The 15,529-nt window shown below is 66.5% G+C and carries 14 protein-coding genes; 8 read left to right on the forward strand and 6 right to left on the reverse strand.

Annotation, left to right across the window (positions count from 1 at the left end; translation table 11 throughout):
* The first annotated feature begins 18 nt into the window (after nucleotides 1-18).
* On the forward strand, nucleotides 19-1,542 hold the full coding sequence (locus ABE85_RS25335) for a 3-hydroxyacyl-CoA dehydrogenase (protein WP_067281420.1): 1,524 nt from the start codon (nucleotides 19-21) through the stop codon (nucleotides 1,540-1,542).
* A gap of 105 nt (nucleotides 1,543-1,647) precedes the next feature.
* On the opposite strand, the gene ABE85_RS25340 is transcribed toward ABE85_RS25335, so the two are convergent.
* Both ABE85_RS25340 and pcaF read right to left on the reverse strand, forming a co-directional pair.
* A complete protein-coding gene (locus tag ABE85_RS25340) occupies nucleotides 1,648-2,454 on the reverse strand; it encodes an IclR family transcriptional regulator C-terminal domain-containing protein (RefSeq protein ID WP_231993182.1) in 807 nt (268 codons plus the stop codon).
* 610 nt (nucleotides 2,455-3,064) lie between these two features.
* A complete protein-coding gene (pcaF, locus tag ABE85_RS25345) occupies nucleotides 3,065-4,264 on the reverse strand; it encodes a 3-oxoadipyl-CoA thiolase (protein ID WP_067281423.1) in 1,200 nt (399 codons plus the stop codon).
* Between the two features lie 200 nt (nucleotides 4,265-4,464).
* On the opposite strand from pcaF, the gene ABE85_RS25350 reads away from it, so the two are divergent.
* The 6 genes from ABE85_RS25350 to ABE85_RS25375 all read left to right on the forward strand — a co-directional run bounded on the left by ABE85_RS25350 (nucleotide 4,465) and on the right by ABE85_RS25375 (nucleotide 11,306).
* On the forward strand, nucleotides 4,465-5,763 hold the full coding sequence (locus tag ABE85_RS25350) for an HD-GYP domain-containing protein (protein WP_067281425.1): 1,299 nt from the start codon (nucleotides 4,465-4,467) through the stop codon (nucleotides 5,761-5,763).
* On the forward strand, nucleotides 5,760-7,925 hold the full coding sequence (locus tag ABE85_RS25355) for a bifunctional diguanylate cyclase/phosphodiesterase (protein ID WP_067281427.1): 2,166 nt from the start codon (nucleotides 5,760-5,762) through the stop codon (nucleotides 7,923-7,925). Before ABE85_RS25350 ends, ABE85_RS25355 begins: the two co-directional genes overlap by 4 nt.
* A gap of 106 nt (nucleotides 7,926-8,031) precedes the next feature.
* The gene (locus ABE85_RS25360; RefSeq protein ID WP_231993183.1) at nucleotides 8,032-8,385 is read left to right on the forward strand and encodes a DUF1840 domain-containing protein; all 354 of its coding nucleotides are present in this window, start codon (nucleotides 8,032-8,034) and stop codon (nucleotides 8,383-8,385) included.
* Nucleotides 8,386-9,063 (forward strand): histidine phosphatase family protein, encoded by a 678-nt coding sequence (locus ABE85_RS25365; protein ID WP_067281429.1) that lies wholly within the window; start codon nucleotides 8,386-8,388, stop codon nucleotides 9,061-9,063.
* A gap of 83 nt (nucleotides 9,064-9,146) precedes the next feature.
* Nucleotides 9,147-10,223: a sterol desaturase family protein gene (locus ABE85_RS25370; protein WP_067281431.1), complete on the forward strand. Its 1,077-nt coding sequence runs from the start codon at nucleotides 9,147-9,149 to the stop codon at nucleotides 10,221-10,223.
* A gap of 126 nt (nucleotides 10,224-10,349) precedes the next feature.
* Nucleotides 10,350-11,306, forward strand: a complete 957-nt coding sequence (locus tag ABE85_RS25375) for a porin (RefSeq protein WP_157522922.1) — start codon at nucleotides 10,350-10,352, stop codon at nucleotides 11,304-11,306.
* A gap of 94 nt (nucleotides 11,307-11,400) precedes the next feature.
* Here the strand turns inward: ABE85_RS25375 and ruvB are convergent, their stop codons facing one another.
* The 3 genes from ruvB to ABE85_RS25390 form a co-directional block, all read right to left on the reverse strand.
* Entirely contained in the window at nucleotides 11,401-12,465 is a 1,065-nt protein-coding gene (ruvB, locus tag ABE85_RS25380) for a Holliday junction branch migration DNA helicase RuvB (RefSeq protein ID WP_067281436.1), read from the reverse strand.
* Nucleotides 12,466-12,493: 28 nt separating this feature from the next.
* Nucleotides 12,494-13,063 carry a Holliday junction branch migration protein RuvA gene (gene ruvA, locus ABE85_RS25385; protein ID WP_067281438.1) on the reverse strand — a complete coding sequence of 190 codons (570 nt, stop codon included), beginning with the start codon at nucleotides 13,061-13,063 and terminating at the stop codon, nucleotides 12,494-12,496.
* Between the two features lie 110 nt (nucleotides 13,064-13,173).
* Nucleotides 13,174-13,827, reverse strand: coding sequence for a response regulator transcription factor (locus ABE85_RS25390; protein ID WP_067069232.1), 654 nt, complete (start codon nucleotides 13,825-13,827; stop codon nucleotides 13,174-13,176).
* Here ABE85_RS25390 and ABE85_RS27800 point away from each other — a divergent pair.
* Nucleotides 13,826-13,996 carry a hypothetical protein gene (locus tag ABE85_RS27800; RefSeq protein ID WP_157522924.1) on the forward strand — a complete coding sequence of 57 codons (171 nt, stop codon included), beginning with the start codon at nucleotides 13,826-13,828 and terminating at the stop codon, nucleotides 13,994-13,996. The two genes, ABE85_RS25390 and ABE85_RS27800, sit on opposite strands and share 2 nt — an antisense overlap.
* Here ABE85_RS27800 and ABE85_RS25395 read toward each other — a convergent pair.
* Nucleotides 13,980-15,458 carry a sensor histidine kinase gene (locus ABE85_RS25395; protein WP_157522926.1) on the reverse strand — a complete coding sequence of 493 codons (1,479 nt, stop codon included), beginning with the start codon at nucleotides 15,456-15,458 and terminating at the stop codon, nucleotides 13,980-13,982. The two genes, ABE85_RS27800 and ABE85_RS25395, sit on opposite strands and share 17 nt — an antisense overlap.
* Nucleotides 15,459-15,529 lie beyond the last annotated feature (71 nt).

The following is a 15,529-nucleotide window of genomic DNA, read 5'->3' on the forward strand; positions in this document are numbered from 1 at the left end:
GAAGATCAGGAGACTGCAATGACGGAATCGAAGGGATCCTGGCGCGTCGCGACGGCCGAGGCCGAGCACGCGACGGTGGCAGTGATAGGCGCCGGCGTGATGGGCGCGGGCATCGCGCAGGTGGCGGCGCAGGCCGGACACCCGGTCCAGTTGATGGACCTGCGCGAAGGCGCCGCCGCGGCGGCGATCGCGCAGATCGGAAAGGCGCTCGATGGACTGGTGACGAAGGGCCGCATGGAGGCGGCCGAGCGCGAGGCGGTGATGGGGCGGCTCGCCCCTGCCGCCGCGACGGCGGAACTGAAGGACGCGGCGCTCGTGATCGAGGTGATCGTCGAGAAGCTCGAACCGAAGCAGGCGCTGCTTCGGGAGCTCGACGCGCTGCTGCCGCCCGACGCGCTGATCGCGTCCAACACCTCGTCGATCAGCATCACCGCGCTGGCCAACGGGATGACGACGCCCCGCCGTCTGGTGGGCATGCACTTCTTCAATCCGGTGCCGCTGATGAAGCTCGTCGAGGTCGTCTGCGGCGCGGAGACGGCGCCGTCTGCCGCATCGGCGGTCGAACAGCTGTCACGCCGCTGGGGAAAGACGCCAGTGCGCGCGAAGTCAACGCCAGGGTTCATCGTGAACCGCATCGCGCGCCCGTATTACGCCGAGACGCTGGCCTTGCTCCAGGAGCAGGCCGGCTCACACGCGCAATTGGACCGCGCGCTGCGCAGCGCCGGCTTCCGCATGGGGCCTTGCGAGTTGATGGACCTGATCGGGCACGACACCAATTACCTGGTGACGCAGTCGGTGTTCGAGGCCAACTTCGGCGACAAGCGCTATCAGCCGTCGCTGGTGCAGAAGGCGCTGGTCGACGGCGGCCGGCTGGGACGCAAGTCCGGCAAGGGCTTCTACAACGGCATACCCGCCGTGACGCCGCCGGTCGCCCCCGTCGACGAGGATGTCGGCGCGGTGACGCTGGCGGGGCAGGGCGTGCTGGTCGAACGGCTGGGCGACTGGATGATGACGCGCGGCGTCGCGTTCGAGCGGGATCCGGCGGCGGACTGGCAGGGCGTGGCGATGGAAGGTCTGCAGTTGCACCTCACCCTGGGACGTTGCGCCGCTCAACTGGCGCATGAGCGCCACCAGCCCGGTCTGGCAGTGATCGACTGGCCGTTGTCGCCGGATCGCATCGACGGCCTGGCCATCGCCTTTGCGCCGCGCGTCGATGCCGAGTCGCGGGCACGTGCGGAGGCGCTGCTGCGTCATTTCGGCTGGGAGCCGCTGGTGCTGCGCGACGTGCCTGGACTCGCGGTCGCGCGGACGATCGCGATGCTCGTCAACGAAGGCGCGGATGCGGTCTGGCAAGGCGTCTGCGACGAGGCCGGCGCCGACACGGCGATGAAGCTCGGCGTCAACTATCCGGCGGGTCCTTTCGAATGGCTGGCGTTGCTCGGCGCGACGAGGGTCGTCGACGTGCTGGACGGACTCTTCGATGCGTATCGCAGCGAGCGCTACCGCGTCAGCCCGCTGCTTCGGCAGCGTCTGTGGGCCTGAACGAGGCGTTCCACCCAAGCGGACAGGGACACCCGGCCCACCCATGAAAAAAGCGACCCTCGGGTCGCTTTTTCGCTGGCGCTTCTGGATCCGGCGTCTGAAGCCTCAGAGCAGCATGCGCAGGTGCGCTTGCGCCTGCAGCAGCGGCGGCAGGCAGTGCTCGACCATCTGTTCCATGCTCATGCGGGTCGCGTGAACGCTGATGGCCATCGCGGCGACGGTGTCGCCCTTGTAGTTCTTCAGCGGCACCGCCACCGAGCGCAGGCCTTGCTCCAGTTCCTGATCGATCAGCGCGTAGCCTTGGGCACGGGCGCGGGCGATCTCGATGCGCAGGCGTTCCGGATGCGTGATCGTGTGCGGCGTCAGCGCGGTCAGTTCCTGCCGGGCGATGAAGGCGTCGACTTCCGCCTGGGGCTGCGCCGCCAGCAGCACGCGGCCGTTGCCGGTGCAGTAGGCCGGCACGCGGGTGCCCGGCTGCAGCGTCGGGGAGACCACGCGGCCCGCGCTCGTCGCCGAGATGCAGATCACGTCGTTGCCGTCCAGCACGCCAGCCGACGAGGCTTCCTTCATCGCATACGCCAGCTTGTGCAGCTCGGGTTCGATGATGCGCGGCAGGCGGGCGGAGTGCATGTAGCTCTGGCCCAGGCGGAGCACCTTCGGGGTCAGCGCAAACATCTTGCGGTCCTGCGACACGAAGCCCAGGTGGGTCAGCGTCAGCAGGTAGCGGCGGGCTGCCGCGCGGGTCAGGCCGGTACGGCCGGCGACTTCGCTGATGGTCAGTCTGGGGCGTTCCTGATCGAAGGCTTCGATCACGGCCAGGCCCTTTTCCAGGCCGGCGACCAGGTCGCGCTTCAGCGGACCGGTCCGGACTTCAGCGTCAGGGGCGGGGATGACCGCTTGGATCGCGGTCAATTCATCATCGTGGGCTCGTGCAGCGGACATGGCGGAGAGGGAGGACGTGCGTTTGACGCCCAAATCTGCTGGGCGTAAGCAGGTGATGTCCACGACTATAGGGACAACCCTGTGAAGAATGTTTGCCAGGGCAAATGTTTTATCCGCAAATCGCACGCTTGTGCATCAAATTGGTGCATTTTCTGCGCAGAACGCCCCACCTCCTGGGTGCAAGAGGTGTTCGTGGGCGTTCAGCGGGAAAAAGGTGCGCGAAACCGCGGTCGGTGGTCGCTAAGCAGGCGGTCAATAGTCAGACATCATGCTTGTCACCGCATACCCTACATATATGAGCGGTATGCGCCATCAAACGAAGTCAGTATCACATGCGATGTGCGATTGGCGCCTACGTGGTCCTACGTGCGCCCATGACTATTTCTTTGGCGCCCCCAACCTTTGGCTATAGGTCGCGCCAGAGCGGCAACGGTGGATGGTGGCGGGCGGCGTTCATCCGCTGCACCAAAAAGAGGTCAGACAACCTGGGCGATTGCTGGAATCCTCAAATGTCCTCCAATGATCAGGTTCCACCATGAACGAGGGACAAGGAGCCGACCTGTGCCGGCTCCCGAGAAGGTCAGACGCGCTCGACGACGATCGCGATGCCTTGACCCACGCCGATGCACATCGTGCACAGCGCGTAGCGGCCCTGGATGCGGTGGAGCTGATTGATGGCCGTCGTGACCAGCCGCGCGCCGCTTGCGCCCAGCGGATGGCCCAGCGCGATGGCGCCGCCGTTGGGATTCACGCGCGGGTCGTCATCCTGCAGGCCGAGGTCGCGCAGTACCGCCAGTCCCTGGGCGGCGAAGGCTTCGTTCAATTCGATGACGTCCATCTGGTCCAGGGTCAGACCGACCTGGGCCAGGACCTTGCGCGCCGCCGGCGCGGGGCCGATGCCCATGATGCGTGGCGCGACGCCGGCCGTCGCCATGCCGAGCACGCGCACCCGCGGCGTCAGGCCGTGCCGGGCGACCGCCGCCTCGCTGGCCATCAGCAACGCGCAACTGCCGTCGTTGACGCCGGACGCGTTGCCGGCAGTCACGCTACCGTCCGGTCGGACGACGCCCTTGAGCCTGGCCAGCGCCTCCAGGCTGGTCTCGCGGGGATGTTCGTCCTGGCTCACGACGACGGCGTCACCCTTCTTCTGCGGAATCGTGACCGGACAGATCTCGGCGTCGAAGAAGCCGCTGCGCTGCGCTGCCAGCGCCTTGGTCTGGCTGGCCAGCGCCATGCGGTCCTGCGCTTCGCGTGCGATGCCGAAGTCGACGGCGACGTTCTCGGCCGTCTCCGGCATCGCGTCCACGCCGTACTGGGCCTTCATCTTCGGATTGATGAAGCGCCAGCCGATGGTCGTGTCGTAGATGGCGTTGGCGCGGGAGAAGGCGGACTCCGCCTTCGGCACGACGAAGGGGGCGCGGCTCATGCTCTCGACGCCCCCGGCGATCAGAAGGTGGGCTTCGCCGGCCCGGATCGCACGTGCGGCGCTTCCGACGGCGTCCATGCCGGAGCCGCAGAGCCGGTTCAGCGTCACGCCGGGCACGCTGATCGGCAAGCCCGCCAGCAGCGCGGACATGCGCGCGACGTTGCGGTTGTCTTCACCGGCTTGGTTTGCGCAGCCGTAGAACAGGTCATCCAGCGCTTCCCAATCCAGCGACGGGTGGCGCGCCATCAAGGCCTGGATGGGCATTGCCCCCAGATCGTCCGCGCGGATGGACGACAGGGCGCCGCCGTAACGCCCGAAAGGGGTGCGCTGCGCATCGCAGATGAAGGCGTGCATGAAAAGTCTCCTGTATCTTTATGAGAATGCGAGGTTCGAGGGATCATAGGGGGGCGCAGGAAAAACCTGTGACAAGTTGCACGGTCCCTCCAGGATCATGCGCAACGCCGTACGGTTGACGCGCTTTTGATTTAAGTTGCGCCCCTCCGCAGCCGAAGCTGCTGACGAGGGCGTCCGAACCGGGACGCGGAACTACAAGAATGAAGGACAGATCGGCCGACCCGCTCATCGATGTGAACCAGCTGAAAGTGGGGATGTTCATCCATCTCGACCTCGGCTGGATGTCGCATCCGTTTCCGCTCAGCAGCTTCAAGCTGAGTTCGGAGGAGCAGTTGCTGATCCTGCGCCGCCTGGGCCTGAAGCAGGTGCGCTGGAGTCCGGGCAAGAGCGACCTGCCGCTGGAGGCGACGCCGATGCCGGCGCCTGTGCCCGCCGCGACCGTGGTCGAGGAGAACCGCAGCGCCGAGGATGAAGTCCGCGAACGCCATCGCCGCCTGCTGGCCGAGCAGCGCGACGCGTTGCTGTTGTGCGAGCGCCAGTACGCCGAGGCGGCCACCGCCTTGCGCGATCTGATGGATCTGGTGCCGCGTGAGCCGACGGATGCGCGCGACCGGTCGTCCGCGTTGTCTCGCGCGTTGCTGGACAAGATGCTGGTCGAGGGCGACATCAACATCCGGCTGCTCAACGAAGGCGCCGGCGACCGCGGGACCGCGCACGCGCTCAACGTCGCCGTCATCGCGATGCTGCTGGGCCGGGCCTTCGGCCTGGGTCGTGACGAGATGCTGGACCTCGGGCAAGGCGCGCTGCTCCATGACATCGGCAAGATGGAGCTGACGGCCCGCTTCCGCCACCGCGACGACAGCTTCACCGCCGCCGAGGTGGCCGCCTACCAGCAGCACGTCGCCAAAGGCGTGGTGCTGGGACAGAAGATGGGCGTGGGCGCCGGGCCGCTGCTGATCATCGCGCAGCATCACGAGCACGCCGACGGCAGCGGATTCCCGCAACGTCTGAATGCGGATCGCATGAGCATCGGCGCCCGCATCGTGGCGCTCGTCAACCGCTTCGACGGCTTGTGCAATCCGCTGCTCAGCTCCAAGGCGATGACGCCGCACGAAGCGCTGTCGTTGATGTTCGCGCAGGGGCGCAGCCGTTTCGATGCGACCATGCTCAACGCCTTCATCCGGATGATGGGCGTCTACCCGCCGGGCTCCGCGGTGCAATTGACCGACGACCGCTATGCGTTGGTCGTGGCCGTCAACTCGTCGCGCCCGCTCAAGCCCAAGGTCATGGTCCACGACCCCAAGGTACCGCGCGACGATGCGCTGGTACTGAACCTCGAAGAGTTGCCCGACCTCGGCATCCGGCGCAGCGTCAAACCGCAGCAACTGCCGCGCGCTTCGTTGGACTACCTCAGCCCGCGCAGCCGCATCGCCTATTTCTTCGAGTCCGCCGGCCCGACGTCCCTGCCGCCTGCTCCCCACGGGGAGATGGCTGCGTGACCCTGCCGACCCGAACCGCCACCGCGCCTCCCGCGGTGGTCAATACCGCGTTCCTGCCGTTGATCGACGGCCTGCAGGAGGGGGTATGGCTCGTGGATGCGCGCACCCATTGCGTCGTTGCAGTCAACCGCGCGTCGCAGCAGTTGCTTGGGTTGCAGGCCAAGGATCTGGTTGGAAGCAGCGTCGAATCGCTGGCGTCGACGCCGGAGGATGCGCTGTTCTGGATGGACGCCGCGATCGGTCGCCGCGAGAGCCTCCACACCGACACGATGATGCGCCACGCCGACGGCCGCATGCTGTGGATATCCCGCCGGATCAGCCATGTCGCGCAATCGCAGGGCGATGGTTTGTGGCTGATCGCGATGCGCGACCAGACCCTGCAGCGCCAGCACGATGAGGAACGCGAGACGCTGCTCGCTGAACTGCGCGCCACGCTCGAATCGACCGCGGACGGCATCCTGGTCACGGACCTCGCCGGCCGGATCCGCAGCTTCAACCAGCGGCTGGCGTCGCTGTGGGGTATCCCCGAGGACCTGCTCAACGACCGCAACGACGACGCCGTCCAGGCGTGGATGCGGCGAAGCGTGGTCGACGGCGCCGCCTATGCGATGCGGCTTGGCGCCATTCAGGAATCGCCGTTGCTGCACACGAGCGACAACCTCAAGCTGATCGACGGTCGCGTGCTGGAGCGCGTGTCGCTGCCGCAATGGAGCCGGGGCCGGCCGATCGGTCGCGTCTACTCGTTCCGCGACCTCAGCGAGAAGCTTGCTGCGCACCAGCGCATCGAGGAGCTGTCGCACAACGACATGCTCACCGGGCTGCCGAACCGCCGCGCGCTGATGGAACGCCTCGACTACGCGCAGGCCATGGCCCGCCGCGAGACGACGCCGTTCGCGCTGCTCAACGTCGACCTCGACCGCTTCAAGCAGATCAACGACACGCTGGGTCACTCCTACGGCGACCGCGTCCTGAAGGAAGTCGCGTTGCGACTGAAGGAGTCGCTGCGCGAGGTCGACACCGTCGCGCGGCTTGACGGCGATGAGTTCGCACTGCTAATCCACCAGGCGGACGCTCGCGGCGCCGAGCACGCGGCGCGGCGCGTCCAGGAGGCGATGTCGCGGCCGTTCTGCTTCGACACGCTCAGCTTCACGGTCACCTGCAGCACCGGCATTGCCCTGTTCCCCGGCGACGGCGCCAGCGCCGAAGAGCTGTTGGCCAGTGCCGAGCGTGCGATGCATTGGGTCAAGGAGAGTGGCCGCAGCGCCTTCCGCTTCCACCAGCCACGCAAGGACGTAGACCTGCTGTCGCGCATGCGGCTCGACCACGCCATGCGACAGGCACTGCAGGAGCATGAGTTCCGCCTGCATTTCCAGCCGCAGGTCTCGCTGGAAACCGGTGAGCTCGTCGGCGCCGAAGCGCTGATCCGCTGGCGCGATCCGCTGCGCGGAGACGTGCCGCCGTCCGAGTTCATCCCTGTGGCCGAGGAGAGCGGGTTCATCATCGCGATCGGCCAGTGGGTGCTGCAGCAGGCGGTGGCGCAGGCCGCAGCCTGGCTCAAGAAGGGCTTGCGCGTGCCGGTTGCGGTCAATGTGTCGGCGCTGCAGTTCCAGCAGACGCAGTTCGTCGAGCAGGTCGCGCAGGCCCTTCGTGCCTACGATCTGCCGCCGTCGTTGCTGGAGCTGGAACTCACGGAGTCCGTTCTGCTGCGCGATGCCGAAGAGGCGCTGCATCGGATGGAGGCGCTGTCGGAGCTCGGCGTGCTGATGTCGATCGACGATTTCGGGACCGGCTATTCCAGCCTCGGCTATCTGAAGCGCTTCCCGATCCAGCGTCTCAAGATCGACCGCAGCTTCGTCAAGGGGCTGCCAGGCGACGCAAGCGATGCCGGTATCGTCAACGCGATCGTGCAGATGGGGCGCGCGCTCAATCTGAAGGTGATCGCCGAAGGCGTTGAAACCGACGCGCAACGCGATTTCCTCGCGCGCTGCGGCTGCCACGAATACCAGGGTTTCCTGTGCGCGCCCGCGCTCGAGACGCGGGCCTTCGAGGAGCGTCAGGTCCAGATCGCCGCACAGGCTGAAGCCGGCAAGCTGGCGCGTCAGCAGGCCGCCTCCGCGCCGCGCGCCGTGCGCGCCTCCGTGCACCTGCTCCGCGGAGGCTGAGTCGCACCGCGTCGCCGGCGCATCGGGATCGACCCGGGGACCGGACCGGGCGGGGGGTCGGGAGACCTCTCCACTGCCGGTCGCGCGAGGGCGGCACAATGCGTCGATGGCCGCCGTCGACGGCCGGGAGACAAGCGTGCTGTACAAGTTCAAATCGAAGGCAGGGGCTGACGTCATCATGTTGGCAGCCCATGGCGATCAAGCGCTGCAGGCCCTGGGCCGCGGACCCGCGCCCCAGGGAATCTTCCAGGCGTCGGATCTGTCCGCGCTGATCTCGCAAGGCGAGGCGGCGATCGCGGACGAACAACGGGCGTTGGATCGTGCCGCGGAGGAGGCCCAGGCCGAGGATCGCAAACCTCCGCCTAAGCCCGAAGTGACGCTGCGCCAACGCCTGTGGCCGCTGCTGGAGTTGATGCGTGCCGCGCAGGCCGCCAACACGGACGTGGTCTGGGGCGTCTGAGTGGAGTCGACCCTGATCCTGGCCATCCGGCACGGCGAGACAGCCTGGAACCGTGAAGGTCGCCTGCAAGGTCACCTGAACCTGCCGCTGAACGCACGGGGTGAGCGCCAGGCCGAGCGGCTCGGTGCCGCGCTGGCCGACCAAGCGATCGACGCGATCTATGCCAGTGACCTGGATCGCGCTGCGGTGACGGCCCGGCATCTGGCGGCGCCACACGGACTCGAGGTGCGCCATGACGAGCGTCTGCGGGAGCGCGCCTTCGGCATCCACGAGGGCAAGCTCTGGACCGAGATCGAGTCAGGGTTCCCTGAGGACGCACTGCGCTGGCGCCGGCGTGACCCCGACTTCGAGCCGCCCGGTGGTGAGAGTCTGATCGCGCTCTATGACCGCTGCATCGCCGTCGTGTCCGAGCTGGCCACGGCACATGCGGGGCAGACGATCGCGATCGTCGCGCATGGCGGGGTGATGGACTGCCTGTACCGTGCCGCGACCCGCATCGATCTGCAGGCGCCGCGCAGTTGGGTCCTCGGCAACACGAGCGTCAACCGGCTGCTGCATTCCCCGCAGGGGTTCAGCCTGGTCGGATGGAACGACGATCAGCATCTGCAAGGCCTGGCGCTGGATGATCCAGGCGTGCCGGGCTTCATGCCCGCCGTGGTCGCGACCGCCAAGGCCTGAACGCGGGATCGCCGGCTCCCAGGAGGGCCGGCGGCCGCCGACATCGACAGAAGCGCCGCATCGAGCGCTCATCGAGGAGACACATGACCGACGCACAGATCATCGTGCTGGCCACGCCGGTGTTTTTCGCCCTGATCGGGCTTGAGTACTGGATCGGGCTGCGCCGCGGCCGCAATACCTATCGCCTGAACGACGCGGTGAGCAGCATCGCGCTGGGCATGCTCAGTCAGGTGGTGGGCGTGCTGACCAAGCTTTTCACGCTGGGCATCTACACCTGGGTCTTCGAGCGGGCCGCGTTGACCCGCCTGGACGCGGGCGCCTGGTGGGTCTGGCTGCTGGGGCTGCTGCTGTATGACTTCCTCTACTACTGGCACCACCGGCTCGGCCACACGACCGCGCTGCTCTGGGCCGCGCATGCCGTCCACCACCAGAGCGAGGACTACAACCTTTCCACCGCGCTTCGCCAGACCGGCAGCGGTTGGCTTGTCGGCTGGCTCTTCTACCTGCCGATGGCGATCCTCGGCTTCCCGCCGCTGGTCTATGCGGTGGTCGCGCTGATCGACCTGCTCTACCAGTTCTGGGTGCACACGCAGCAGATCGGAAAGCTGGGCTGGTTCGATCGCTGGTTCTGTTCGCCGTCCAACCACCGCGTGCATCATGCCGTCAACGATCCCTATCTGGATCGCAACTACGGCGGAATCCTCATCGTCTGGGACCGCCTGTTCGGCAGCTTCCACGAGGAACTGGATGGCGAGCCCTGCGTCTACGGCACGCGCGATGCGCTCCAGAGCTGGAACCCCTGGACGGCCAACGTCCAGGTCTACGCCAGGCTCCTGGCCAAGACGCGACGCACGACGCGCTGGCGGGACAAGTTGCGCCTCTGGTGGGAGCCAGCCCACTGGGAGCCGGGATTGGGTGCCCGCATAGCGCCCGGATACGACCCCCATGCAAGGCCGCTGTTCGACCCGAAGGTCGCGTCCTCGCACGCCTGGGCGGCGGGGGTGATGTTCCTCCTGCTGCTCGGTGCGGTCGCGCTGTTCCTCTGGAACGCCCATCGACTGGGCCCGATCGAGCAGATCGCCGTCCTCGCCGCACTGCTCGCGGGACAGGTGCTGACGGCCCGCCTGTTATCACCCACGAACCCTCTGGTTCACCCCTAACGGGGAACTGTTGCAATTTTGCGTCGGGCGTTATGGGTGCGTGCAACGCACTTCTATACTCCGCACACCTTGCAGTAAAGCCATTGAGCCAGACCGGCTGAAACCTCCAACTGGATGAAGGTGGGTATGAAAAAGATTGCATTCGCTGCGGCCATCGCGGCCCTTTCCGCTCCCGTGTTCGCGCAGAGCTCCGTCACGCTCTGGGGCCGTATCAACACCTCGGTGGAAAGCATCAAGACCGGCAATGCCGACCGCGTCGCCTCGGTGATCAACAACAACTCGCGTCTTGGCTTCAAGGGCACGGAAGACCTGGGCAGTGGTCTGAAGGCCAGCTTCGCGCTGGAACATGGTCTGAACTCGGACGACGGTCGCGCCACGAACCCGACGGCGTTCTGGAATCGTGAAGCCAGCGTGCAGCTGGCGGGCGATTTCGGTGCGATCCGTCTGGGCCGCTGGACCCCGGGCTCGTACTATGCGACCGCCGACTACGTGTCGATGCACAACCACGATACGGGCACGTCGGAAGACAAGCTGTACTCTGGCGCCGGTTTCACGCAGACCAACAAGGTCGGCTACTTCACGCCGAACATCAGCGGCTTCAACGCTGAACTCGCGCTGCACGCCGGTGAAGGCGTCGATGAGCGCGGTTATGACCTCGCCCTGAACTACGACCAAGGTCCTCTGCACCTGGGCGCTGGTTACAGCAAGCAAGGCTCGGCCAAGCAGTACGCGTTCCGCGGCCTGTACGAACTGGGTGCCTTCACCTTCGGCGGCTACGTGCAGCGCGAAGAGTCGGGCAGCCCGCTGACCGCTGGCGGCAAGGACAGCCGTTGGATCGGCCGCGCCGCTGTGATGTACACGCTGGGTCAATCGGAATTCCACCTGAACGTCGGTGGAACCAAGGCTGGCGCTTACTCGTTCAACAATGGTCAGAACGGTGGCAAGCAGTACACGATTGCCTACAACTACAACCTGAGCAAGCGCACCAAGGTCTACGCGTTCTACACCGCCGTGGACGCCACTACCGCGAACAAGGTCAACGACCTGAACTCGTTCGCCCTGGGCATCCGCCACAACTTCTGATCTTCAGATCACGAAGCAGAAAGGCGCTCTTCGGAGCGCCTTTTTCGTTGTTGCGGCGGTGGCGCCAAGCCCGTTGTCCACGAGCCCGTCACCTTCATTCGAGGTCGAACAACCGTCCCGCCTGCTTCGGCGGCGCGACGCCGAGGTGGCGATACGCCGCCAGCGTGGCGATCCGACCGCGCGGTGTGCGCTGCAGGAAACCCTGCTGTATCAGGTAGGGTTCGATCACGTCCTCGATGGTGCCAGGCTCTTCCCCGATGGCGGCTGCGACGTTGTCCAATCCCACCGGCCCGCCGTCGAAGCGGTGCACCACCGCTTCCAGCAACTTGCGGTCCATCAGGTCGAAGCCCAGCGGATCGACGTCCAGCATCGCCAGCGCCTTCTCCGCAATCGTGCGCGTGATGGTTCCGTCCGCCTTCACGTCGGCGTAATCGCGGACGCGGCGCAGCAGCCGGTTGGCGATACGAGGCGTGCCGCGCGAACGCCTCGCGACTTCGAGCGCGCCTTCCGGATCGATAGGCGCGTTGAGCAGCGCCGCAGATCGGGTCACGATGCGCTGCAGTTCATCAGCGGTGTAGAACTCCAGGCGCGCGACGATGCCGAAGCGGTCGCGCAGTGGATTGGTGAGCATGCCGGCGCGGGTGGTCGCCCCCACCAGCGTGAACGGCTGCAGATCTAACTTGATTGACCGAGCCGCCGGACCCTCGCCGATCATGATGTCGATCTGGTAGTCCTCCAGTGCCGGGTAGAGGATTTCCTCGACGACTGGCGAGAGCCGGTGGATCTCGTCGATGAACAGCACGTCGTTGCGTTCGAGGTTGGTCAGGATCGCCGCGAGGTCCTTGGGCTTCTCCAGCACCGGGCCACTGGTCTGACGCAGGTTCACGCCCAGTTCAGCAGCGACGATGTGGCTCAATGTCGTCTTCCCCAGGCCCGGCGGTCCGAACAGCAGCACGTGGTCCAGTGCCTCGCGACGCTTCTTCGCAGCACCGATGAAGATCTCCAGCTGTTCCCGCGCCTTGGTCTGGCCGACATACTCGTCGAGCAGCTTGGGACGCAGCGCGCGTTCGATCGCGTCCTCGTTCGGCGACGCGGGCTGTGCACTGATCAGGCGGGCCTGCTGCGGCGCGGGCGTGAAGTCGTCGGTCTGGATGCTCATGTTGGGAGGGTACGCCGCGCGCGTGGTTTCATGACAGGTGCTTCATCGCCAGCTTGATGCCTTCGCTGACGCCGATGTCCGGCGGCAGCGTCTTCAACGCGATGCCTGCTTCCTTCTCGCTGTAGCCCAGCGCGACCAGGGCCTGCAGGATGTCAGCCTGCGCGTCGTTGGCCACGGAGACCGGCTGCGACAGGTCCGGGCTCAGCTTGCCCTTGAGCTCCAGCAGCAGCCGCTCGGCGGTCTTCTTGCCGATGCCCGGCACCTTCACCAGCCGGCCGGCTTCCTGCTTGGACACGGCCTGCGCCAGATCCCCGACCGACATGCCCGACAGCAGCGAGAGTGCCATCTTGGGGCCGACGCCGCTGATCTTGATCAGTAGACGGAAGGTGCTGCGCTCCTCGGCGGAGAGGAAGCCGAAGAGGACGTGTGCGTCCTCCCGGATGCTCAGGTGCGTCAAGAGCGTCGCGCGTTCGCCCAGGCCCGGCAGGTTGAAGAAGGTGCTCATCGGCACGTCGACTTCATAGCCGACACCTTGGACATCGATGAGGATCTGCGGGGGCGATTTTTCCGCGATGACGCCGGTGAGCTTGCCGATCATGGCCGCGGATTATCCGCGTTCGGCAGCGATCCGACGGCGATTTGCTGGATGTTTGTCCAGTATTTTCCCGAGGCGCGCGACCGCCCCTCGAGATCCCGTGCTCAAAGCGTTCAGTTCCTGCCGAACAGTCCCAGGCGCTGGGCTTCCAGCGCGGCCTCGGCACGCGAGCTCACGTTGAGCTTGCGGTAGATCTGCTTCACATAGTCGGCGATGGTGTGACGCGACAAACCCAGCTGCACGCCGATCTCGGGCAGCGTGAAGCCCTTGGCGACGCGCAGCAGCACTTCCGTTTCGCGGTCCGTCAGGGACACCTCATGCAGCACCTGTGCGGCCTGGGGCCGGCGTTGCGACGTGAAGTAGGCGATGACCTTGCGCGCAATGGACGGCGACAGCGGCGGCTCGCCCTGGCTGATGCGCTGGAGCTGCTCGACCAGCAGTTCGCGCGACTGTTCCTTGAGCAGATAGCCGAAGGCACCAGCCTGCAGGGCAGGGAAGAGATGTTCGTCGTCGTCGTGGATGGTGACGATGACCGATTGGACTTCGGGCTGCTTCTCGCGCAGCGCGGAGATCACGTCGACGCCGGAACCGTCAGGCAGGCCCAGGTCCAGCAGCGCGAGCGTGAAACGCTGCGAGTTGACCTGCTGCAGCGCGTCCTGCACCCGCGAGCATTCAGTGACGACCGCGTTGGCGAACACCTGTTTGACCAGGACCTTGAGCCAGGCGCGGATTTCGGGAATGTCTTCGAGGAGCAGGATGTGGTTCATGGCGCGGATTCTTGCTCAGGATTGTCATGCGGGCGGAGTGCTCGCTGACTTCCTGCAACGGTACGGCTTTCTGGAGGGGCTGACCATCCTGATCTACGCCGGACTGTGGTGCAGGCGGCAATGGATCACGCGGGATCGCGATCAGCGCGTGATCAAAGTGGGATCGTGAGCCGGATGACGGTGCCCCAGCCGGGTCCGGATTCGACCAGGCATTGCCCATGCATCTGCTTGGCCCGGGCCTTCATGCTGGCCATGCCGTGTCCCTTGTCCAGGCGACCTTCCAGCTCCAGAGGAATGCCCTGGCCGTTGTCCTGGATGACCACCGAGAAGTAGCCGTCCTGCGCCGAGCAGCTGATCACGCAATGCGTGGCGCCGCTGTGCTTGATGATGTTGCTGACCGATTCGCGCAGGATGCGCGTCGTCTGCACGTAGGCGCGCGCGGGGAAGGTGTGCTCGATGTCCTCGGCGGGCGATTTCCACTCGGCCAGGATGTTGGCCTGGGCCAGGCGCGAGACCACCTCGGCGCGCCAGTCTCCCAGCGCGTCCAGCAGTTGCACCGGCTTGCCGGTCAGGCCGCGCACCGACAGCCGCATCTCCTCGAGCGCTTCGCGCGCGAGCGTGGAAATCCGGTCCGACTCGCTGGTATGGACGATGGTCAGCAGCTTGGCGCCCAGGTCGTCGTGGAGATCGGCGGCGATGCGCTTGCGCTCGCGCTCGGTGACCTGCTCCAGCTTGGTTTCCGCGACCTGATCGAAATGGCGCTCCAGTTCGGCGATGCGTTCCTGCAGGCGAAGCTCGCCCTGCAGGACCGCAAGCTCGGACTGGGCGAGCGCCCGGGCGAATTCGCGCACGCGATGCAGGCCCAGTCCCAGCAGACACAGCGGTCCGAGGATGCCGGCCAGACCGCTGCCCGGCAACATCCAGGCCGCGAGCACCGCGAGCATGCCGAAGCCGATCAGCACGCCGCTGAGGATGAAGTCGGATTGCGGATAACGCTCCTCCAACGTCGGAAGGAACATGTCCTGCCACAGATGCCAGAGGTGCCAACCCATCGCGACCAGCAGCTGCGCGCCCAACCACCAGAGAGCGAAGGTGGCGACGCGTGTCGCCGGCACCGGCAGCAGCAGCGCCGCGGGAAAGATCAGCGCCTGGGCCAGCAGGGCACGGTGCATGCGGCGATCGCGCCGCCGCATCCGTCGCATCAGGTAATGGACGGCGCACCACAGCAGCCACGGCGCGAGGATCACCGCGATCCCGGTGCGCCACGACAACAGGGGCGCGAGGCCGACGGTGATGACCCATCCCGGCATCAGCACGAGCAGCCATCCGATGTGGCGTTGGGCACGGCGTTGCCAGATCAGCAGGCCCAGCACGAAGGCCATCAGCACCATCGCGGATTGCAGACCGTAGGCGAGCTGGGGCGCGAGGCGCGTCCACAGCGCGGCGAATGAGCCGGCGGTGACGCCGTCCGCGCCGGCGACCGCCGCGCCCGCCACCTGCGCGAGGCAGACCGGCACGGCCAACGACAGCGCGACGGCGGCGCCGTACGCCGCAGGCCTGCTTCCCCCTTGCGCCGGCACGGCATCCCTGTGGCCGGCAGCGTCTCCTTGTTGTTCCGTGGTCCGGTGCATGGGGGGCGATTGTGCAGGCGCAGCAAGCGCGCGGGGCACCGGCGCGCGACAATACCGCCCTCAACCCCCCT

The sequence above is a fragment of the Mitsuaria sp. 7 genome, from assembly GCF_001653795.1.
Lineage (GTDB): Bacteria > Pseudomonadota > Gammaproteobacteria > Burkholderiales > Burkholderiaceae_C > Roseateles.